The organism is Pseudomonas sp. HR1, from assembly GCF_030175875.1.
GTDB classification, from domain to species: domain Bacteria; phylum Pseudomonadota; class Gammaproteobacteria; order Pseudomonadales; family Pseudomonadaceae; genus Chryseomonas; species Chryseomonas oryzihabitans.
Window position 1 is genome coordinate 86214 of sequence record NZ_JASNRF010000007.1, and the last position, 20958, is coordinate 107171.

The 20958-nt window shown below is 66.8% G+C and carries 18 protein-coding genes; 7 read left to right on the plus strand and 11 right to left on the minus strand.

What is annotated here, in order from left to right; all coding sequences use genetic code 11:
* Positions 1 to 114 precede the first annotated feature (114 nt).
* Positions 115 to 4140 (plus strand): ATP-dependent RNA helicase HrpA, encoded by a 4026-nt coding sequence (gene hrpA / locus QKY98_RS21105; protein WP_284671536.1) that lies wholly within the window; start codon positions 115 to 117, stop codon positions 4138 to 4140.
* A 57-nt stretch (positions 4141 to 4197) separates the two neighbouring features.
* On the plus strand, positions 4198 to 4923 hold the full coding sequence (locus QKY98_RS21110) for a Mut7-C RNAse domain-containing protein (protein ID WP_007162141.1): 726 nt from the start codon (positions 4198 to 4200) through the stop codon (positions 4921 to 4923).
* Here QKY98_RS21110 and QKY98_RS21115 read toward each other — a convergent pair.
* On the minus strand, positions 4920 to 5753 hold the full coding sequence (locus tag QKY98_RS21115; protein WP_284671537.1) for a DUF1206 domain-containing protein: 834 nt from the start codon (positions 5751 to 5753) through the stop codon (positions 4920 to 4922). The genes QKY98_RS21110 and QKY98_RS21115 overlap by 4 nt on opposite strands.
* A 141-nt stretch (positions 5754 to 5894) precedes the next feature.
* Here QKY98_RS21115 and QKY98_RS21120 point away from each other — a divergent pair, with 141 nt between their 5' ends.
* The gene (locus QKY98_RS21120) at positions 5895 to 6368 is read left to right on the plus strand and encodes a GreA/GreB family elongation factor (protein ID WP_027597652.1); all 474 of its coding nucleotides are present in this window, start codon (positions 5895 to 5897) and stop codon (positions 6366 to 6368) included.
* Positions 6369 to 6785: 417 nt separating this feature from the next.
* Here the strand turns inward: QKY98_RS21120 and QKY98_RS21125 are convergent, their stop codons facing one another.
* The 8 genes from QKY98_RS21125 to QKY98_RS21160 all read right to left on the minus strand — a co-directional run bounded on the left by QKY98_RS21125 (position 6786) and on the right by QKY98_RS21160 (position 13801).
* The gene (locus QKY98_RS21125) at positions 6786 to 7073 is read right to left on the minus strand and encodes a hypothetical protein (protein ID WP_284671538.1); all 288 of its coding nucleotides are present in this window, start codon (positions 7071 to 7073) and stop codon (positions 6786 to 6788) included.
* Between the two features lie 16 nt (positions 7074 to 7089).
* Positions 7090 to 8115, minus strand: a complete 1026-nt coding sequence (locus tag QKY98_RS21130) for a TerC family protein (protein ID WP_027601268.1) — start codon at positions 8113 to 8115, stop codon at positions 7090 to 7092.
* Positions 8116 to 8258: 143 nt separating this feature from the next.
* Positions 8259 to 8678, minus strand: a complete 420-nt coding sequence (locus QKY98_RS21135; protein WP_284671539.1) for an SgcJ/EcaC family oxidoreductase — start codon at positions 8676 to 8678, stop codon at positions 8259 to 8261.
* Positions 8679 to 8837: 159 nt separating this feature from the next.
* Positions 8838 to 9149, minus strand: coding sequence for a DUF6482 family protein (locus QKY98_RS21140; protein ID WP_007162147.1), 312 nt, complete (start codon positions 9147 to 9149; stop codon positions 8838 to 8840).
* A gap of 125 nt (positions 9150 to 9274) precedes the next feature.
* Positions 9275 to 10327 (minus strand): lipocalin-like domain-containing protein, encoded by a 1053-nt coding sequence (locus QKY98_RS21145; RefSeq protein WP_058790807.1) that lies wholly within the window; start codon positions 10325 to 10327, stop codon positions 9275 to 9277.
* Positions 10317 to 12776 (minus strand): FtsX-like permease family protein, encoded by a 2460-nt coding sequence (locus QKY98_RS21150; protein ID WP_284671540.1) that lies wholly within the window; start codon positions 12774 to 12776, stop codon positions 10317 to 10319. Before QKY98_RS21150 ends, QKY98_RS21145 begins: the two co-directional genes overlap by 11 nt.
* Complete coding sequence (locus QKY98_RS21155; RefSeq protein ID WP_027597659.1) at positions 12773 to 13447, minus strand: ABC transporter ATP-binding protein; 675 nt, start codon at positions 13445 to 13447, stop codon at positions 12773 to 12775. Before QKY98_RS21155 ends, QKY98_RS21150 begins: the two co-directional genes overlap by 4 nt.
* A 63-nt stretch (positions 13448 to 13510) precedes the next feature.
* A complete protein-coding gene (locus QKY98_RS21160) occupies positions 13511 to 13801 on the minus strand; it encodes a hypothetical protein (RefSeq protein ID WP_007162158.1) in 291 nt (96 codons plus the stop codon).
* Positions 13802 to 14056: 255 nt separating this feature from the next.
* On the opposite strand from QKY98_RS21160, the gene bamJ reads away from it, so the two are divergent.
* From bamJ to QKY98_RS21175, 3 genes are all read left to right on the plus strand, one after another.
* Complete coding sequence (gene bamJ / locus QKY98_RS21165; protein WP_284671541.1) at positions 14057 to 14821, plus strand: BamJ family beta-barrel-assembly machinery protein; 765 nt, start codon at positions 14057 to 14059, stop codon at positions 14819 to 14821.
* A 150-nt stretch (positions 14822 to 14971) separates the two neighbouring features.
* A complete protein-coding gene (locus QKY98_RS21170) occupies positions 14972 to 15436 on the plus strand; it encodes a YkvA family protein (protein WP_007162160.1) in 465 nt (154 codons plus the stop codon).
* 5 nt (positions 15437 to 15441) lie between these two features.
* Positions 15442 to 15813, plus strand: a complete 372-nt coding sequence (locus QKY98_RS21175) for a hypothetical protein (protein ID WP_007162161.1) — start codon at positions 15442 to 15444, stop codon at positions 15811 to 15813.
* A 3-nt stretch (positions 15814 to 15816) separates the two neighbouring features.
* On the opposite strand, the gene QKY98_RS21180 is transcribed toward QKY98_RS21175, so the two are convergent.
* Both QKY98_RS21180 and QKY98_RS21185 read right to left on the minus strand, forming a co-directional pair.
* A complete protein-coding gene (locus QKY98_RS21180) occupies positions 15817 to 17562 on the minus strand; it encodes a bifunctional diguanylate cyclase/phosphodiesterase (RefSeq protein ID WP_027597661.1) in 1746 nt (581 codons plus the stop codon).
* 92 nt (positions 17563 to 17654) lie between these two features.
* Complete coding sequence (locus QKY98_RS21185) at positions 17655 to 19736, minus strand: carboxy terminal-processing peptidase (RefSeq protein WP_007162163.1); 2082 nt, start codon at positions 19734 to 19736, stop codon at positions 17655 to 17657.
* A gap of 237 nt (positions 19737 to 19973) precedes the next feature.
* Between QKY98_RS21185 and QKY98_RS21190 the strand changes: the two genes are divergently transcribed.
* A complete protein-coding gene (locus QKY98_RS21190) occupies positions 19974 to 20936 on the plus strand; it encodes an NAD(P)H-quinone oxidoreductase (protein WP_027597662.1) in 963 nt (320 codons plus the stop codon).
* Positions 20937 to 20958 lie beyond the last annotated feature (22 nt).

The window sequence follows — 20958 nt, forward strand, 5'->3', positions numbered from 1 at the left end:
TGCGCGCCGTCCGGCCGCGCAGCGGTTTTCCGCCCGCCGTTCTTGTAAAGCCCCGCCGCACCCCCCAACTCTTTTACACTTACCGGTCCAAGCGACCGCCGTCGAAAGAGTTTCATGACCGATACCCCCTCCGTTGCCCGTCTCGCCGCCAACCTGGATCAGGCCTTCAACGCCGATCGCCATCGCCTGAGGCGCCAGCTCCAGGCCCTGCAGAAACAGCCTGATCCGGCCCGCGAAGCCCAGTGGCTGGAGCGTTTCCAGGCGTCCTGCGCCAAGGTCGAGGCGCGGCGCGCCAGCGTGCCGACCATCCGTTACGACGACGCCCTGCCGATCGCCGCCAAGCGCGAGGAGATCAAGCGCGCCATCGCCGGCCACCAGGTGGTGGTGATCGCCGGCGAGACCGGTTCTGGCAAGACCACCCAGCTGCCCAAGATCTGTCTGGAATTGGGCAGGGGTGTGCAGGGGCTGATCGGCCACACCCAGCCGCGCCGGCTGGCGGCGCGCAGCGTGGGTGCCCGGGTGGCGGAGGAACTGGGTTCGCCGCTGGGCGAACTGGTCGGCTATCAGGTGCGGTTCGAGGATCAGAGCACCGATGCCACCCTGATCAAGCTGATGACCGACGGCATCCTGCTGGCCGAGACCCAGCACGACCGCTTTCTCGAACGCTACGACACCATCATCGTCGACGAGGCCCACGAGCGCAGTCTCAACATCGATTTCCTGCTGGGCTTTCTCAAGACCCTGCTGCCGCGTCGCCCCGATCTCAAGCTGATCATCACCTCGGCCACCATCGACCTGGAGCGCTTCTCCCGGCACTTCGACGGCGCGCCCATCGTCGAGGTGTCCGGGCGGACCTATCCGGTGGAGACCTGGTATCGCCCCCTCAGCGCCGAGGTGGACGAAGACGGCGAACGGCTGGTGGACGACCTTTCGGTAGACCAGGGCATCCTCCAGGCGCTGGACGAGATCGAGGCGCACGAGCGCAGCGTCGGTCAGCGTCCGGGCGATGTCCTGGTGTTCCTGCCCGGCGAGCGCGAGATCCGCGACTGCGCCGAGGTCCTGCGCAAGGCCCAGCTGAAATTCACCGAGGTGCTGCCGCTCTATGCGCGCCTGACGCCGGCCGAGCAGCAGAAGATCTTCCAGCCGCGTCCGGGGCGCAAGATCGTGCTGGCGACCAACGTCGCCGAGACCTCGCTGACCGTGCCGGGCATCCGCTACGTGATCGACAGCGGCACCGCGCGCATCAGTCGCTACAGCTATAGAGCCAAGGTCCAGCGCCTGCCCATCGAAGCCATCTCCCAGGCCAGCGCCAACCAGCGCAAGGGCCGCTGCGGCCGGGTCGAGCCGGGCATCTGCATCCGCCTCTACAGCGAAGAGGATTTCCTCGGTCGACCGACCTTTACCGATCCGGAGATCCTGCGCACCAACCTGGCGGCGGTGATCCTGCAGATGCTGCATCTGCGCCTGGGTCGCATCGAAGACTTCCCCTTTATCGAGCCGCCGGATGGCAAGGCGATCAAGGACGGCTTCACCCTGTTGCAGGAACTCTCGGCGGTGGACGTCGAGGGGCGCCTGCTGCCCCTGGGGCGCCAACTGGCGCGCCTGCCCGTCGATCCGCGCCTCGGTCGCATGCTGCTCGAAGCGACCGAGCAGGGCAGTCTCGCCGAGGTGCTGATCGTTACCAGCGCCCTGTCGGTGCAGGACCCGCGCGAGCGCCCCGCCGACCGCCAGACCCAGGCCGATCAGGCCCATGCCCAGTGGAAGGACCCGGATTCGGACTTCGCCGCCCTGGTCAATCTCTGGCACGGTTTCGAAGAGCAGCGCCAGGCGCTGGGCTCCAACGCCCTGCGCAGCTGGTGCCGCAAGCACTTCCTCAACTACCTGCGGCTGCGCGAGTGGCGCGATGCCCATCGCCAGCTGACCCTGCTGTGCCGCGAACTGGGGCTCCAGGCGCGCAAGGCCGACAGTCCGGCGCCGGCACCGGCGGAAGTCGGCAACCGACCTGCGCCGACCACCGACAAGCACGTCAACGCCAAGGCCCAGCAACAGGCCGAAGCCAGCGAGGCGGCGGTACGCGCCCGTGGCTATGCGGCGCTGCACAAGGCCATTCTCGCCGGCCTGCTCAGCCAGATCGGCCAGAAGAGCGAAGACGGCGACTACCTGGGCGCGCGCCAGCGGCGCTTCTGGATCCATCCCGGCAGCGTCATCGGCCGCAAGAAACCCAACTGGATCATGGCCGCGGAGCTGGTGGAGACCACCAAGCTGTTCGCCCGTATGGTGGCCAAGATCGAACCGGACTGGATCGAGCCGGTGGCGGGCCACCTGGTCAAGAAGACGCACCTGGAGCCCCACTGGGAGAAGAAGCGCGGCCAGGTGGTGGCCTATGAGCAGGTCACGCTCTATGGCCTGATCGTGGTCGGCCGCCGCCCGGTGCACTTCGGCCCCATAGATCCGCCTGCCGCCCGCGAGCTGTTCATCCGCGAAGGCCTGGTGCGCGGCGAGATCAACAGCCGCGCCAAGTGCCTGGCCGCCAACCGGGCGCTGCTGGAGCGGCTGGACGAACTGGAAGCCAAGGCCCGCCGCCGCGACATCCTCGCCGATGAGGAAACGCTGTTCGACTACTATGCTGCGCGTCTACCGGCGGACGTCTACCAGACCGCCACCTTCGACAGCTGGTACCGCCGCGAGAGCGCCAGGCAGCCCGATCTGCTGATCATGCGCGAGGAAGACGTCCTCGCCCGCGAAGCCAGTGAGGTGACCGCTGCCCAGTATCCGGACACCCTGCGCCTGGGCGAGCTGATTCTGCCGCTGTCCTACGAATTCGACCCGACCCATCCGCGCGATGGCGTCACCCTGCGGGTGCCGGCGCCGCTGTTGCCGCAGCTGCCGCCGCAACGCCTCGACTGGCTGGTGCCGGGATTGCTCTACGATCGCTGCGTGGCCCTGGTGCGCAACCTGCCCAAGGCCCTGCGCAAGAACTTCGTGCCGGTGCCGGATTTCGTTCGCGCGGCGTTGGACAAGATCCCCTTCGGCGAGGGCTCGCTGCACGAGGCCCTGGGGCGCGAATTGCAGCGCATGACCGGCGCCCGTATTCCCGACGAGGCCTGGCCGGAGGCCGAAGCCGGCCTGGATCCGCACCTGCGCATGAATCTCGAGGTCGTCGATGCCCAGGGCAAGCCGCTGGGCGAAGGCCGCGACCTGGCCGAGGTGACGGCGCGCTTCGCCCAGGAGAGCCAGGCGGCTCTGGCCCTGCCGACCCAGAAACGCCAGGAGCAGCGCCCGGTGGAGGCCAAGGCCTTCGCCGAGGTGGCGGCCAAGACCCAGCAGCAGGTGGCCGGCCTTTCCATGACGGTCTATCCGGCGCTGGTGGACGAGCAGGGCACGGTGCGCGAAGGCCGCTTCGCCACCCAGGCCGAAGCGCGCTACCAGCATCGCCGCGCCCTGCAGCGACTGCTGTTGCAGCAACTGGCGGAGCAGGCCAAGTTCCTGCGCGGCAAGTTGCCCGGCCTCACCGAGTTGGGCCTGCTGCACCGCGAACTGGGTCGGCCGGAGGCGCTGGTGGAAGACATCCTGCTGGCCAGTCTGGACGCGGCCATCCTCGCCGACGACGCCGAGCTGCCCCGCGATGGCGCCGGCCTGGCTTCACTGGCCGAGCGGCGCAAGGGCGGCTGGACCGAGCAGGCCGAACGGATCGCGCGCCTGACCCTGGAAATCCTCAAGCTCTGGCATGGCCTGCAGAAGAAATTCAAGGGTCGCATCGACCTGGCCCAGGCGGTGGCGCTGAACGACATCAAGGCGCAACTGTCCAGCCTGGTCTATCCCGGTTTCGTCCGGGATACGCCGCTGGAATGGCTCAAGGAGTATCCGCGCTATCTGAAGGCCATCGAGCAGCGCTTCGACAAGCTCGGCAGCCAGGTGCAGCGCGATCGCGTCTGGAGCGGGGAGCTGGCCGGGCTCTGGGAGCAGTATCGCGCCCGCGCCGCCAAGCATGGCCAGGAGGGCAAGCGCGACGCCAATCTGGAGCTCTATCGCTGGATGCTGGAGGAATACCGCGTATCCCTCTGGGCCCAGCAGCTGGGCACGCGGATGCCGGTGTCGGACAAGCGATTGAACAAGCAGTGGAGTCTGGTGGAGGCCTAGCGCGGTCATCCATCGGAACCCTCCCAGGCCCGGATCGGCCGCTGGCATAGTGAGGCCATGACCCAGGCCAGCTTTCGCTTCCACGGCGCCCTCGAACGCTTTCTGGCCCCGACCCGTCGCGGCCGGGTGATCCGGGTCGAATGCGCCGCGGTGGCGAGCGTCAAGCATCAGATCGAAGCCCTCGGTGTGCCCCATACCGAGGTGGGTCTGCTGCTGATCAACGGCGAGGCGGCTGCGCTGACGCAGCGACTGGACGACGGCGATGAGGTCATCGTTCATCCGGCGCAGGCCGAGAGCTCAGGCGAATCCGCGCCTGGTCATCCAGGGGCAGGGCGTCCGCGCTTCGTCGCCGATGCGCACCTCGGCGCGCTGGCGCGGCGTCTGCGCATGGCGGGCTTCGATACCCTGTACGACAACGCCTATGCCGATCCAGCCCTGGCCGATCTCGCCCGGCGTGAGGAACGTATCCTGCTCACCCGGGATCGTGAATTGCTCAAGCGACGGCAGGTGCTGCATGGCTGCTATGTGCATGCCCTGCGTCCGGAGGCGCAGCTGCAGGAGCTCTACCAGCGCCTGGGTCTGCGTCCCTGGGCGTTGCCCTTTTCGCGCTGTCTGGCCTGCAACTCGAGTCTGCAGGCGGTCAGCCTGGCGGAGGTCGCCGATCGCCTGCCTCCGCGCGTGCGGGAACGCCACCGGCATTTTCTGCACTGTCCGCACTGCGACAAGCTGTTCTGGGAAGGCAGCCACTGGCGCGCCATGCGCGAGCGGCTGGCGCTGGTCTAACGCGGCAATACCTGGCGCAGCGAGCCACCCACGTCCGGCAGGTCCATCTCGATGCGCCGCCACCAGGCTTCCGCGAAGCTGTAGCAGGCGAAGGCGATCAGGCCGAGGCCGACCACGGACAGCACCAGTCCGCCAAAGGGCAGATTCTGCAGGCCGTTCAGGGCGTCCTTCATGCCCGGCGGATGCAGCGCCTGATAGCGCGAGCCGCTGACCACCAGCAGGACGGCGATCTCGACGAAGGCCACGCCCCGGGCGATCAGCCCGAAGCGGCCGATGGGCCGGATCAATCGCAGCTGCTCCGGACTGGCTTCGAGATAACGCTCGAAGCTGGCCTTCCAGCCCTTCACGAAATGGGCGAGGCCCACGCCCAGCGGAATCAGCGCGGCGACGTACACCAGCAGGTTGGAATAGCGCCAACCGAGGAGCGTTTGCAGTAGATCGTTGGTTTCCCCACCCGAGCCACCGCCCTGGCGCAGACCACTGACCAGCAGGCCGAGGGCGAAGAAGGCCAGGGCGCCATAGGTGATGCCACCCACCAGCAGGCCGGCGCGGATCACCAGGCCCTTGGGCTTGCTGCCATGGTCATCCACATCGCGGATGGCCTGGAGGATGCGCCAGGCCCCGAAGGCGACCAGGCCGACCACCACCAGGCCGACCAGGAAGTGGCCGAAGGGCTGGGCGAGCAGGGCTTCGAGGCTGTCATGGCTGTCCGCTGGTTGGCCGGAGCCGCGTGCAGCCAGCAGCGCCAGCACGCCGATGATGAGATAGACGAGACCGCGGGCGGCATAGCCGCCGCGGGCCAGGAGAGTGAGTCCGGTACGGGTGCGCATCTGTTATGTCCTGTTACATCCTGCCTTGTACTGACCGGCGGCCCGCGTACGGGTTCTGGCGGGCGGACAGGCGCACCGGGGGCGCTGGCGGGACGCGGCGTTAGGCCTTAGGCTCGCACCCTTTGCCTCGGCGACAGTTTCATGGACAAAGCTCGACTGCTCACCCTCATTCTCCAGGCGCTGGAAGCCGACCGCGAGGTCATCAGCCAGCAACTGGCGGCCAGCCATGAAGCGGCCACCCACAGCGAAAGCAAGGCCGAGAACAAGTACGACACCCGCGGTCTGGAAGCGGCCTACCTGGCCGATGGTCAACGCCGCCGTCTGCACGAGATCGAGCTGGCCCTGGCCGCCTACCGTGCGCTGACACCCGTGGCCATGAGCGACGGTGTCCGCGTCGGCGCCCTGATCGAACTCACTACCGCCACGGCCAGCCGCTGGCTGTTCCTCGGCCCGGATGCGGCGGGACTCAAGGTCAGGCTGGACGGTCAGGAGGTGCTGGTGATCTCCCCGCGTGCGCCCCTCGGTCAGGCATTGCTCGGGCGGGAGGAGGGCGACGAGGTGGCGGTGACGGTGGAAGGCAAGGTGCACCGGCAGGAGATCCTGGCGGTGTATTAGCGTAGGGCAGAGGTAACGTCCTATCTCTGTCGTGGCCTTGGCTCGCTCCCATGGACTGGGCAATGGCGGCGGATCGCAGGCTTGCCGGTGCCGATGGAGATGAATGCCCGCTCGGATAGCTCCCTCTCCTCTCGGGAGAGGGTTGGGGTGAGGGTGTCCTTCCACTAAGCCCCAGTGGAAAAGGCTACGCCGTTTTCCACGCTACGACGCCATGAGACGCCGTTGATGATGATCGCGGCCGTGGGCCGCTCCTACGGATCTCGCTTCAGGGCGTCGACCATGTTGTGCCATTAGGACAGTGCTCCATCCATTCAATTTGGCCGTAGGAGCGGTCGCATCGGCGGACCGCCATGGCCGCGATCAAGGGACGATGAGGTCTGTCGTGATTTCGGGATTGCCGCCAGGGCAATCCCTCTCTCAGGTCTCCACCCCTTCCACCGACCGGTTGGCCCTGGGCGGTGCGGTCTCTTCCTTTTCCTGCTTCGGCCGGTGCAGATCGAGCCAGGCGCGGCTCTGCTGCTGGGCCTCGTCGACCTTCCTGTTCAGCTCGTCGAGAGTTCCGCCCAGGGTTTCCCGGGCCTGTTCGCGGGCGGCTTCTTCCACCTTGGTGGCGAAGCTGTCCGCCGCCTTCTCGGCGCTGTCGCAGCCGCCGAGGCCGAGCAGCAGGAGGATGCCGGCGAGTCCGAGGATGGCTTTGGTGCTCATGTTCGTCCGCTCCTTGTCATGAAGGCCGCTTCAGCGAATCGCGCGGCTCATGACCGGCGGCGCTGTGCTTGGCTTCGCCGCGGGTCTTGTACAGCGAGACCAGCACGCCACCGGCCAGCAGGCCCAGGGTCACGCTCAGGGAGATCGCCGGCGGAATCTTGCCGATGATGCCCACCAGGAAGATCTTGCAGCCGATGAACACCAGCACCAGCGCCAGGGCGTACTTGAGGTAGGCGAAGCGATGGATCATCGCCGCCAGGGCGAAGTACAGCGCGCGCAGGCCCAGGATGGCGAAGACGTTGGAGGTATAGACGATGAAGGGGTCCTGGGTGATGGCGAAGATCGCCGGCACACTGTCCACCGCGAACACCAGGTCGGCGCACTCGATCACGATCAGCGCCAGGAACATCGGGGTCGCCCAGAGCACCGCCTTGCCACTGGCATCGGGCTGGCGCACGAAGAAATGATCGCCATGCAGCTCATCGGTCACCCGCATTTTCTTGCGCAGGAATTTGATGAAGACGTTGTCGTCGAGGTTGGGCTCTTCATCCACCTTGGCGAACAGCATCTTGACCCCGGTGATCACCAGGAAGGCGCCGAAGATATAGAGGATCCAGTCGAACTGGTGGATGAGGGCCGCGCCCAGGCCGATCATGATGGCGCGCAGCACGATCACCCCGAGGATGCCCCAGAACAGCACCCGGTGCTGGTACTCGCGGGGGATGGCGAAGAAGCCGAAGATCACCGCCATCAGGAAGACGTTGTCCATGGACAGCGACTTTTCGATGAGGAAGCCGGTGACGTAGTCGAGACTGGCGTCGGCGCCCTTGAGCTGCCAGACGAAGAGGGCGAACAGCAGACCCGCACTGATGTAGCCGGCGGACAGCAGCAGGCTTTCCTTGACCTCGATGGGCTTGTTCTCCTTGTGGAGCACACCCAGGTCGAAGGCCAGCAGGGCGATGACGACGGCGAAGAAGGTCAGCCACATCCAGGTGGCGGTGCCGAGGAAGTCGGCGAAGAAGAATGCATGCAGGGCGTTCATGAGCCCCTCCTTAGTCAAGTTTCAAGACTATGACTCGACATGGCGGCACACGCCGTCAGAGGGGCCCGGGTCACCAGGACAGGATTTCGAACTCGCGCACATTCGGCAAGGATTGCAGTTTTACAAAATGCAACCGCTCTAGCTCAGGCTTCTCGGGAAGAGTGGTGGCCGGTGATCAGCCAGCGGCCGTCGATCTGCTCGAAGGTGAAGAGGAAGCGCGCAGGCACGCTGATGGCCTGCTCGCCTTCCCGATAGTGGAAGACATAGAGCCCGCCGACCACCACGGTGCCGAGCTTGCTGCTGACCCTTTTCTTGAAGATCTGGACGTCGCACACCAGCCCGTCGTTGGCGAGGAAGTTGCGGAAGTACTCGCGGCGGCTTTCCTCGCTGTCGCGCACCTCGTTCGACAGGGTCGGCACCAGGATGGCGTCCGGCGCATAGAGGGCGAGGATGGCTTCCACATCGCGGGTGGCGACGGTCGCGGCCCAGGTGTACAGCGCGGCCTTGGCTCCGGCCAGACAGGCAATCTCTTCGTTGGAACGGGCAGGAGCGGCGATCGACATGACGGAATCCTCGGGCTGATAGGTTATTGTTATAATATAACAGTCAGTCCCGGGTGGTTGCGCCGTGGCGACCTATCGCTCGAGGGTGACGCCTGCGCGAGGCGTCCGGGGCACGGAGGTGTCGCCGCCGGTTGCCGGCGACGGCGGGGGCGAGGTGGGTCAGCGGTTGTCGATCGTCGAGCGCAGCGGAATCTCTTCGCGCGAATCGGTCTGGCTCACCGGCTGGCCGACCATCTCTTCATAGACCGCGGGCTGGGCGATGAACAGGCGCACGTCCTTGACGTCATCGAGGATGCGCCGGGCTTCTTCCACCGAGGCCACGTGCAGGGTGGCGCCCTTGTCATCGGCGACCGGGACCGAGGTGCCTTCCACCAGCGCATGGATGACGTAGGAGCCGCCTTCCATGGACACCAGGTTGACTTCCTTGACCGCGCCGGCCTTGACCTGCTGATTCAGCTCTTTGACATTCATCGACACACCTCGGTTATCACGCTAACGAGCCCTGCGCAGCGGCAGGAGTAGGTAAGGATTCGAGGCGGGAGCGGGGTCGGGAGTTCCGGGGCGAGATGCGTCCGGGAGGCGTCTCTCCGCTTTTGTCAGTACCCCGTCATTTCCAGGTAGCCCATCCCCCTGGCGCTGCCCTCCACCCTGACCGGACCTTCCCAGTAGGGCGTGCCCAGGGCCATCCAGGCATCGGGGTTGACTGCCGCGATATGCAGATCGAGCTGCTGCCCCGGCAGGGTGATGGACCAGCGTACCGGCACCTCGCGGCCGGCGACCCTGTGGGTGGACTCTGGCGCCAGGCGAATATCGCCGGGATGTAGCGGCTGGTTGTGGCCATCGGCAGCGATCAAATTGCCGAACAGATAATGCTGGCCGTCGGCCTGGCGCAGGCGATAGAGCATCAGCTGGCGACCGTCGTCCAGGTGCAGGGAAAACCAGTCCCAGCCCAGTTGGTCGGCGGCCAGGTGCTGGCTGCTCCATTCGCGATCCAGCCAGGCCAGGCCCTTGACCGGCACGCGCCGTCCTTCGATCTCCAATTCGCCCTGGGCCTGGAAGAAGGGCTGACTGTAGTAGTAGGACGCCTGGCCGCTGGCGGACTTGCGGCTGACCCCGCCTTCGCCCTGGAGCACCAGCGGTCCGGTGGCGGCGAGCTCCAGCTGATAGGCGAAGCCCGGGCCTCGTGCCTGGACCTGCGCCCGACCGGCCAGGTCGCCCGCGAGGCGCCAATCGTCGATCCAGGCGGCGAAGGGCGCGGCCGTCACGCCGGCCTGGCCGATGCCGCCGCGACCCTGGGTCTGGGCAGAGAACTGGCGGGTCTCGGTGGTGAGGCCGGCGTGGCCCAGCCAGAGGTTGCCATTGCTCCATCCGGGCTGGTCGGCGCCGGGCCGCAGGGCATTGCGGAACAGCGTCCACTGCACGCCGTAGTGATGACCCTCGGCATCGCTGAGGTTGGCGGTGACGTACCACCATTCGATGCGGAAATCCGGATGAGCACCGTGATCGGCGGGAAAGCTGAAGACCTTGCCGGGCACGACGGGGGCGAAATTCTCGCTGCCCTGGCCGAGGCCGGCGAAGCCTTCGGAAGCCGGTTGCTGGTCGCAACCGGTAAGCAGCAGGAGTGCGACCAGCAGGGCCCTAGCGTTCATTGCCGAGTTCTCGCAGCAGATCCAGCGGTTGACTGCGTTGCAGCCGCAGCAGCGGCCAGGCGGCCGCTACCAGGGTAGCCAGCAGGGCAATGGCGGAAAGCGCCAGCAACTGACCTGGAAAGACCTGCAGCGGCAGTCGCCAGCCAAAGGCCTGGACGTTCACCACCGCTACCAGGCACCAGGCCAGGAGAATGCCCAGCGGCATGGCCAGGGCCAGGGTGAGGAGGGCGAGCCCCAGCAACTGGCCCAGGCTGAGCAGGATCAGCCGCGGTCGTTCGATGCCCAGCGCCCAGAGCGGCGCGAGCTGACCGAGACGCCGCTGCGCCTGGCCGAGCAGGGCGATGAACAGGGCGAGACCGGCCACCGCCAGGGTCAGGGCGTTGAGCGCGGCCGTGGCGCTGAAGGTGCGCTCGAAGACCTGGTCGGCATAGCGCCGCAACTGCCCCTGGTCGATGGAATGACTGGCGTCCAGCCCGAAGCGCTGCTGCAGTTCGCCGCGCAGGGCCTCTACCTGCGCCGGCGCCATGCGGATGACGATGCGCACCAGGGCGGCATCCGGCCACAGCGCCCGCAGGCGCGCCTGGGCTAGCAGCAGGTGGCCACGCGGATTGCCATAGTCGGCATAGGTGGCGAGCACCGGCGCGGACCAGCGCCCCTGGCTGCCCTGCAGCTCCACCCGCTGCCCTTTGGCCACCCCCAGGCGGCGCGCCAGTTGCTCGCTGAGCATCACGCCCTCTCCGGCGAAGAAGGGCGTCCAGGCGTCGCCACCGGCATCGAGCAGCGGCCAGTGCTGGCGATAGAGGTCAGCGTCCAGCACCCCGCTCAGGGTGGACGGCTGGCCTTCAATCCTGGTCTCTAGTTCGTACACCGGGAGCACCGCGCGGACGCTGGATTGCTGGGGTAGCCAGGCGAGCAGGGCCGCGGCCTGGGTAGCATCCTGCGGGCGCAGATAGAGTTCGGCGGCCAGGCGCTGGTCGAGCCAGCCATCGAAAGTGCGGCGGAAGCCTTCGGTCATGCTGCCCGCGCCGACATTGGCCGCCAGCGCCAGCAGCAGCGCCATCAGCGCCTGGGACAGCCCGGGCAGCTGCTGGCGGGCGTCGGCCAGGAACCAGCGTGAAAGCGGGCGCCGGGCCTGCTTGAGGAGCAGATCCAGCAGGGCGCTCAGCAGCGGCGGCAATGCCAGGGCCGCCGCCAGCAGCAGGCAACCGAGCAGGGCCAAGCCGCTGGCCAGGCTGTTGCCGCCCAGCCACAGCCCCAGCGCCGCCAGGCCGACCAGCAGGGCGCCCAGGGCCTGGCGCTGGAGCCAGCGGCCATGGGCGGCGCGCCAGGCCTCACCCTGGGCCAGCGCCAGCAGCGGCAGCCGCGCGGCGCGCCAGAGGCCGTCGGCACCCGCCAGCAGGGCACCGCCCAGGCTGAGGCCAAGGCCGGCCAGCCACCAGGCCGGGCTCAGGGTCAGGCTGCCGGCGATCTCGGCGCCATAGAGGCCGCGCAGGCTGGCCGCCACGTCGGGCAGCAGCAGCGCCGCCAGCAGATAGCCGCTGGCAACTCCCAGGGCGCCCGCCATAAGGGCGATCAGTGCCAGTTCCAGGGTCAGCGCCAGCACCAGGGTCGCGGCCGACAGACCACAGGCGCGCAGGGTGCGCAGCAGGGCGCGGCGTTGCTCAAGCGCCAGACCGGTCGCGGCATGGACGATGAACAGGCCGACGGCGAAGGCCAGCAGGCCGAGCGCCAGCAGGTTGAGGTGGAAGCTGTCGGTCAGGCGGTCCAGTTCGGCGCCCTGGTCGTTCTCCAGCCGTTGCAGGTCGACCCCGTCCAGGGTGGGCAAGGCGCGCTGAAAGGTCTTTGGCAGGATCAGTCGGGAGAGCTGGTCCGGTGCGCCCAGCAGGCGCTGGGCCTGGCCGATGTCCAGCACCAGGGTGCCAGGCGCCAGGCCGGGGCGCGGCTGGAGCGGTGGCAGCGCCAGGCCATCGGCGCGGTGCAGCACTTCACCGGCCTGGAGCCGCCATTCGCGCAGCGTTTCCGGCGCGATCCAGGTGGTGCCAGTCGGACCGAGAAAGTCGAACAGGGCCTCGGGCGAGGCGCTGGCCGCCACCCCCCGGTCACTGGGCAGGCTGACCGGCTCGATGCCCAGCAGCGGCAGGGCGCCCTCGCGCTCGGCCAGGGTCAGGCGGCCCTGCAGGACGGGCGACACCGGCCAGCCCTGACGACGCAATTCGACGAACACCGCCTGGGGAAAGCGTTTGCCGTCACGGGCTTCCAGACTCGACTGGTCGGCACCGAAGAGGGCGCTGGCCTGGGCATAGCTCTGGCGGGCCTGGGCATTGAGCGCCAGCACCCCGATCAGCAGCGCCGTCGCCAGCCACAGCCCGGCGATTAGGCCGGCCAGTTGCAGCGGATGGCGCCGCCAATGGCTGGCCAGGCTGTGCAGACTCCAGTAGAGCAGTCTCATGGCTGGCCCACGGCTGCGCCGCCGAGACGCCCGCGTTCCAGTTGCAGGGTGCGATCCAGATGGCTGGCGATGCGCGCGCTGTGGGTTACCATCAGCAGGCTGCTGCCGGTCTCGGCGACCAGTTCCAGCAGCAGGGCCAGGGCCTGGTCGCCACTGGCTTCGTCGAGATTGCCGGTGGGTTCGTCGGCGAGCAGCAGGGGCGGCCGGGAGGCGAGGGCGCGTCCCAGGGCCACGCGCTGCTGCTGGCCGCCGGAAAGCTGTTCCGGATAGCGCTCCAGCAGGGCGGTCAGCCCCAGGCGCTCGGCCAGCTCGGCTTGCCAGCGCGGATCATGGCGCCCGGCCAGGCGCGCCTGGAAGGCGAGATTGTCGGCCACCGTGAGGCTGGCGATCAGATTGAATTGCTGGAAGATTAGCCCGATGCCCTCGCGGCGCCAGGCGGCCAGGGCCCGTTCGTTGAGACTGTCGAGCGCCTGGCCGGCCGCCTGGATGTGGCCCCGGTCAGGCCGGTCGAGACCGGCGACCAGGTGCAGCAGGGTGCTCTTGCCACTGCCGGATTCGCCCATGAGCGCCAGACTCGCGCCCCGCGCCAGGCTGAGGTCCACGCCGCGCAGGACCGGCAGCGGGCCCTGGGGCGTCGGATAACTCTTGTGCAGATCGGTGATGGTCAGCATCGCGCCTCCAGCGCCGGTCGTGGTCTGCAATCGACCGGGCGGGGGCGGCGACGTTCAGCGCGGCTAGCGGCGCTTGGCCTTGCCCTTGCCGGTCTTCTCGTCTTCCTCGCGCTGCAGACGCTCGCACTTGCGCACCATGGTGAGGTAGTACACGGCGCTGCCGGCGAACAGGATGATGGGCAGTGCCAGGGACATCTGCAGCAGGCTGCCGGGGAAGGCGCTGGGCACCCAGTGGTGATAGAGCAGGATGCCGATCGCCAGCAGCACCGAGTACAGCAGGCCGTAGCCACCGGCCTTGCGCGATTCGCGGGCGAGGTCGAGAGGTGGGCGATTCAGATCGTTGGGCTCGAACATGGAGGTCTCTGGCAGGCTCTGAAGAAGGCGCTAGTTTAGCGCCTGGACTCGCGCCGGTCGCCACTGCCCGGGCACCCCGGACAAGACGTCGCAGGGATAGCCCGCCGCTCGTTCACGCGATGTTCAGGCAGACATAAGCTTGAAATCTTATCCTTTGCAGCCATTTAGAGGCCTGGCGATGGCAAGCGAGCAGGTCTCCTTGTAAGCTCGATCAGTTATTTGAACGCGCACAATGCGCACGGATAAGGAATCAACATGAAACAGTATCGGTTGGCAGCAGCGGTGGCCCTGGTGGGTCTGGTTCTGAGCGGCTGCGACTCCAAGCCCAAGGTCGAGCTGGAAAGCCCGGCCCAGAAGGCGTCCTACGGCATCGGCCTGAACATGGGCAAGAGCCTGGCCCAGGAAGGCATCGACGACCTGGATCCCAAGGCCGTTGCCCTGGGTATCGAGGACGCCGTTGGCAAGAAGGACCAGAAGCTGACCGATCAGCAGCTGACCGAAGCCTTCGCCGCCCTGCAGAAGCGCGCCGAAGAGAAGATGACCAAGGTCAGCGAAGACAACGCCAAGGCCGGCAAGAAGTTTCTCGAAGAGAACGGCAAGAAGCCTGGCGTGATCACCACCGCTTCCGGCCTGCAGTATGAAGTGGTCAAGAAGGCCGATGGCCCGCAGCCCAAGCCCACCGACGTGGTCACCGTGCACTACGAGGGCAAGCTGGTCGACGGCACCGTGTTCGACAGCTCCATCAAGCGTGGCACCCCGATCGACCTGCCGGTCAACGGCGTGATTCCGGGTTGGGTCGAGGCGCTGCAACTGATGCACGTCGGCGAGAAGATCAAGCTGTACATCCCCTCCGAGCTGGCCTACGGCGCCCAGAGCCCGAGCCCGGCGATCCCGGCCAATTCCGTGCTGGTGTTCGACCTGGAACTGCTCGGCATCAAGGACGCCGCTGCCGCGGACGCCGAAGACGCTCCGGCTGCCGATGCGCCGGCCGCTGCCGAAAAGGCTCCGGCCAAGAAGTAAGCCGCACTCTTTGTACCGAACGCCCTGCCTAGCAGGGCGTTTTACATTGGACGGCGGGAAACCCTGCCGCAGCGGTGCGATCCAAGCAAGGGCGCAAAGACCTGTGGTTTACGGGTCTCTGGCCAATGCTCTCTCCTGCTCGAGGTGTCCATGAAGCCGCCGAAGAATTTTGATCGCTACCTTGGTATCGCCCAGCGCTTGCTGATCCGTGGCCGCCTGCCCGCGTTGTTGCTCGGCGTAGCGCGCAAGACCAGCAAGCGCGGCCTCAAGCTGGGCGAGGCCCGCGACACCCTGAGTCTGTTCCATCAGCTGTTGCTGGCCTGGTGGCGAGGCGAATACCGCGGCGTGAGTCGCAAGACGCTGCTGACCGTCGCCGGCGGTCTGGTCTACTTCCTGCTGCCCATCGATCTCATTCCCGACTGGGTGCCCATGTTCGGTCTGTTCGACGACCTCGCCGTGCTGGCCTGGGTCGGCAAGGCCTGCAGCGATGAGCTGGACGGCTTTCGGGCCTGGCGCGCCAACCGCACCGCGAGCCAGCAGGCGGCCCTGGCGGCCCTGCCCGACAAGCACGAGCGGCCGGCGCCCGGCGTCGCCCTCGATCAGTTGCGGGATTGAGCGATTTGAGCGTACGCATCAGTCGCCAGCACTGGCTGGCCTTGCTGGATGAACTGGAGAGCGCGCGGCGCAGCCGCAGTCTCCTGACCTACCGCTCGGTGATCGAACGGCTGGGGCTGCCCCAGCCGGCGATGGTGACCCTGACCACGGCGCTAGAGTATCTGGCCGCCCTCGACCGTCGTGAGGGGCGGCCATTGCGCAGTGCCCTGGTGGTCAGCCAGAGCGGTACGCGTATCCCCCGTGAAGGTTTCTTCGACTGTGCCCTGCGCCTGGGCGCCCTGGAAGGTTCGCCGCCCGTCACCGACGCCATCAGCTGGCATGCGGCCGAAGTGACCCGGGTGTTCGATCACCGCTACCCCGACCATCGCCAGGAATAGGCGTCAGGCCCGCATCAGGTGCAGGCTGTAGCCGGGCACCCTCTTGGCATTGCGCTTGGCCTCCGAGGCCAGCGCCGCCACCCCGCTGGCATCCACCCGCTGGCCGGCCTCCCGGTCCAGTTCCACCACCCCCAGGGACAGCGACAGCAGCGGATACTCGCGCCGGCGGCCGTCCCTGTCGTAGGCCAGGAAACAGCCGGCCTCCAGGTGCTCGCTGCGATAGAAATGTCGGCAGCGCTCCTGGAAGGCCGCCATCAGGCCATTGAGGCGCCGCCGCCAGTCCGCCGACCCCAGCACCACCAGGAAGTCGTCACCGCCGATGTGGCCGACGAAGTCCTGCTGTGGATCCAGGCGCTCGGACAGGGTCTGCGCCAGGCAGAGCAAGACCTCGTCGCCCTTGGCGTAGCCATAGAGGTCGTTGAAGGGCTTGAAGCCGTCGATGTCGACGTAGCAGACCACGGCTTCGCGCTGCTGATCCAGCAGCCGGGTCAGGCACTGCTGGATGGGCACGTTACCGGGCAGTTGGGTGAGGGGGTTGGCATGCTTGGCCTGCTGGATGCGCTGTTCGGTGATCAGGCGCAGCACGTCCATCACCCGTCCGACGCCGACATAGCGACCGCCTTCGGTAATGATGAAATCCTCTTCGATGCGCTGGCGTGCCCGGGCGGTGAGCAGGCGGCTGACCTGCTGCAGCGACTGGCCGGATTCGGTCGCCAGGAAGTCCTGGCTCATCAGTCGGGCGATGGGCTTGCGCGCGAACACCTCGTGGGCGAAGGGTTTGAGCAGCGCCGAACTCAGTTCGTGATGGTGGACGATGCCCACCGGGCGATCGTCTTCGTCCACCACCGCCAGGGTGTTGAGGCTCGGCTGCAGGCGGAAACGCTCCAGCACTTCGGGAATGAGCATGTCCTGGCCGACCGCGACCTGCTCGACCCTGAGACTGGCAACGGTGGTCGATTCTTCGGCAAGCTCGGAACTGCGGACTTCCATCACCGGCAGCAGGGTCTGGATCTCGCGCGGTGGGGCGGCGGTCGGTCGACCCAGCAGATAGCCCTGGACCAGATCCACGCCCATGCTCGCCAGGGTAGAGAGCTCTTCGTGGGTCTCGATGCCTTCGGCGATCACCTGGGCGCGGGAGGCTTCGGCCATCTTCAGGATCGAGCCGACGAATTCGCGCTTCACCGCATCGCGGTGGATGGACTCGATGAAGTGGCGATCGATCTTGACGAAGTCCGGGCGCAATTCCGACCAGCGCCTGAGACTGGAATAGCCGGCGCCCAGGTCGTCGAGGGCGATGGAAAAGCCCATGGCGCGGTAGTGGTGCAGGGCGGTGGCCAGCAGCGCGAAGTCATCGATGGGCGCCTGCTCGGTGAGCTCGATCACCACTTGCGCCGGGGAAAGACCCAGGCGCTGCAGTAGCTTGAGGGTCTGGCCCGACTGGTGCGCCGGTTCCAGCAGGGTTTCCGGACAGACGTTGAGAAACAGCAGGCCATCCAGCGCCAGCTCGCGAAAGGTCTGGCAGGACTGCTGGCGTGCGGCGATTTCCAGTTCGGACAGGCGACCGGCCTGGCGGGCGGTGGCATAGAGGGGCAGGGGGGATTGCAGCGGAGTATTCGAGGCGCCGCGAATGAGGGCCTCGTAGCCGAGGATGCGTCGCTCGCTCAAGGACACTATGGGTTGAAAGAGCGAATGCAACTCGCGATTGGCGAGAATGCGATCCAACACCCCAGCCTGGTCGTTAAGCGTCATGATAAGCCTGCAGGAACCCGGAAACGAAAATGCCCGGGGGTCGCAGGTGGCGACCCCCGGGCATTTCACGACAGAGATGTGACGTTTTGATGTCAGCGCTTGGGCGGCGTCTGGCTCAGGTCCAGGTAGTCCAGCAGCACATGCCCGGACTCCATGAGATAGGCGTCGTCCTGCGGCTTGGTCTTGTCGTCGTCGATCGCCGGGTTGTCCTCGTCGATCTTCTTCAGCTCCTTGAGCGGGGCTTCGCCCTTGCCCTTGCGACGCTGGTTTTCCATGGCCAGCTGGCGCTCGTCCAGCGCGGTCTGCTCGGCGCGGCGCTTCTTCTCGTCGAGGCTGACGGTGGTATCCGCCGCCAGTTCCTGGGCCAGCTTCAGGCGCTCGCGGGCAAAGATGAAGTCGGGATCCTTCTGCACCCGCACGTCATGGCGCTTGACCAGTTCCGGCAGGTAGTTGGCGAAGGGATTGCTCAGACCGGTCACCGCCGGGGCGATGGTGTCCCAGGGCATGGAGTCGGGCAGGGCGCTCTCGCCGATCTGCTTGGTGTCCACCACCGCCGGATAGTCGATGTCCGGCAGTACACCCTGGTGCTGGGTGCTCTGGCCGGAGACGCGGTAGAACTTGGCGATGGTCAGCTTCAGCTCGCCATGGTTGAGCGGCTGGATGGTCTGGACGGTGCCCTTGCCGAAGGTCTGGCCGCCGACGATCAGCGCCCGGTGATAGTCCTGCATGGCGCCGGCGAAGATCTCCGAGGCCGAGGCGGACAGGCGATTGACCAGCACGGTCAGCGGGCCCTTGTAGAAGGCGCCGCCTTCGTCGTCGGCCAGCACCTCGACCTTGCCGTCGCCATTGCGCACCAGCACGGTGGGACCCTGGTCGATGAACAGCCCGGTCAGTTCGGTGGCTTCCTGCAGCGAGCCGCCGCCGTTGTTGCGCAGGTCCAGGACGATGCCATCGACCTTTTCCTTCTGCAGCTCGCCGATGAGCTTCTTCACGTCACGCGTGGTGCTCTTGTAGTTCGGGTCGCCGGCGCGATAGGCCTTGAAGTCCAGATAGAAGGCCGGTACGTCGATCACGCCGAGCTTGTAGTGCTTGCCCTCGTGGGGCACGTCTATCACGTGCTTCTGCGCCGCCTGCTCTTCGAGCTTGACCGCTTCGCGGGTGATGGTGACGATCTTGGTCTTCTGGTCGTTCGGCGCATTGCTCGCCGGGATGACCTCCAGGCGGACCTTGGAGCCCTTGGGTCCGCGGATCAGCTTGACCACCTCGTCCAGCCGCCAGCCGATGACGTCGACCATCTCGCCGTCGCCCTGGGCGACGCCGACGATCTTGTCCGCCGGCGCGATCTGCTTCGACTTGTCGGCCGGGCCGGCCGGTACCAGGCGCAGGATCTGCACGTAGTCGTTGTCGTTCTGCAACACTGCGCCGATGCCTTCCAGCGACAGGCTCATGTTGATGTCGAAGTTTTCCGCGCTTTCCGGGGAGAGATACTGGGTGTGCGGGTCGTAGGACTCGGCGAAGGCGTTGATGTAGGTCTGGAAGACGTCTTCGCTGCGGGTCTGGTTGAGCCGTGCCAGTTGATTCTTGTATCTCTTGGTCAGCTGCTGCTGGATCTGCTGATCGGTCTTGCCGGACAGGCGCAGGCGCAGGACCTCGTCCTTGAGCTTGCGGTGCCAGAGATCGTCCAGCGCAGCGGTGTCCGCCGGCCAGGCCGCCTTCTCGCGATTGGTGTTGAAGGATTCGTCGACGGTGAAGTCGAGCTTGCCGATGCCGGCGTTGAGCAGGCCCAGGCCGTAGTTCAGCCGCTCGGTCATGCGCTGGGCATAACGACGGTAGATGGCGAAGCCCGGTTCGAGGTTACCTTGCTTGAGGTAGTCGTCGAAGCGGGTGCGCGAGGCGTCGAATTCGCGAATGTCGGCGGCATTGAAATACAACCGGCCGGGATCAAGCATCTTCAGATAGCTGTCGTAGATCTTGATCGACTGGGCATCGTTGAGCGGCGGCTTGCTGTAGTGGTGCCGCTTGAGCAGCTCGACGATGTTGAGGCTGGCGATGACCTGGTCGCGATCGGGTTGCAGTTTCTCGGCGCCTACCGGCGCGTTGGGCTTGGCGAAGAGGGGCGTTGCGCTGACGCCAAGCAGGACAACGAGGGCGGTACGGGACAAGAGCTGCTTCATGTGTATTCGACTAATGCACGGAAAGGAATAGGCTATAGGCCCTTCCCGGCCCGGGCGGTTCCGCGGCCAGGGGAAGTATGACGGGCGCTGACGAAAGTCGTCTGACGGCGGTCTGAAGGGTAGCGGCGATCGGAGGGGAAGGCTGTGACAGCCCCGCGTCTTCCGGTCCGCTCGACTCCCGCAGAACCCGCCGGCGCAGGCGCTTTTCGTCAAAGCCTGAGCCACTATGGAGGCACCGTGAACGCATTGCAAGGTATCGAAGGGCAACTGGAATGGCAGTCACTGAGCGCGCGCGCGCTGGCGCCTGGGGAAATTCGCATCAAGGTGGCGGCTGCCGGTCTCAACCGCGCGGACCTGCTGCAGCTGGCGGGCAACTATCCGCCGCCGCCCGGCGCGCCGGCGACCCTGGGCCTCGAATGTGCCGGGGTGGTCAGCGAGACCACTGCGGATTCGCGCTGGCAGGTCGGTGACCGCGTCTGCGCGCTGCTGGCTGGCGGTGGCATGGCCAGCGAGGTGGTGGTGGACGGGCGTCAGGCGGCCTCAGTGCCGGAAGGCCTGTCGCTGATCGAGGCCGCGGCGCTGCCCGAGGTCTGGGCGACCGCCTGGAGCAACCTGTTCGATCTGGCCGCACTGCAGCCGGGCGAAAAGGTACTGCTGCATGCCGGCGCCAGCGGTGTCGGCTCGGCCGCCATCCAGCTGTGCAAGGCCTTCGGTAATCCCTGCTGGGTCAGCGTCGGCTCCCAGGATCGCCTGGCGCATTGCGAGCGCCTCGGTGCCGAGGGCGGGGTGCTGCGCAAGACCGATCTGGAAGGGCTGCGCGATTTCGCCCCCTTCCACGTCATCCTCGATCCGGTCGGCGCGAACTATGCGTCGCTCAATCTGGATCTGCTGGGCCAGGACGGACGCTGGGTGCTGATCGGCCTCATGGGCGGTCGCCAGGCCGAGATGGATCTGGGCAAGGTGCTCGGCAAGCGCATCCGCATCATCGGCTCGACGCTGCGCAACAGATCCGTGGAATTCAAGGCCAAGACCATGAGATCCCTGGAGGCCAAGGTGTGGCCGCTGTTCGCCGAAGGCAAGCTGAACGTCAACCTGGAACGCCGCTTCGCCGCCCAGAACGCCGAAGCCGCCTTTGCCGCCCTGGAAAGCAACGAGGTGAACGGCAAGGTGGTGCTGGTGCTGGACGAAGGGCTGGAGTAGCGCCCACGGCCAGGGTTATCGC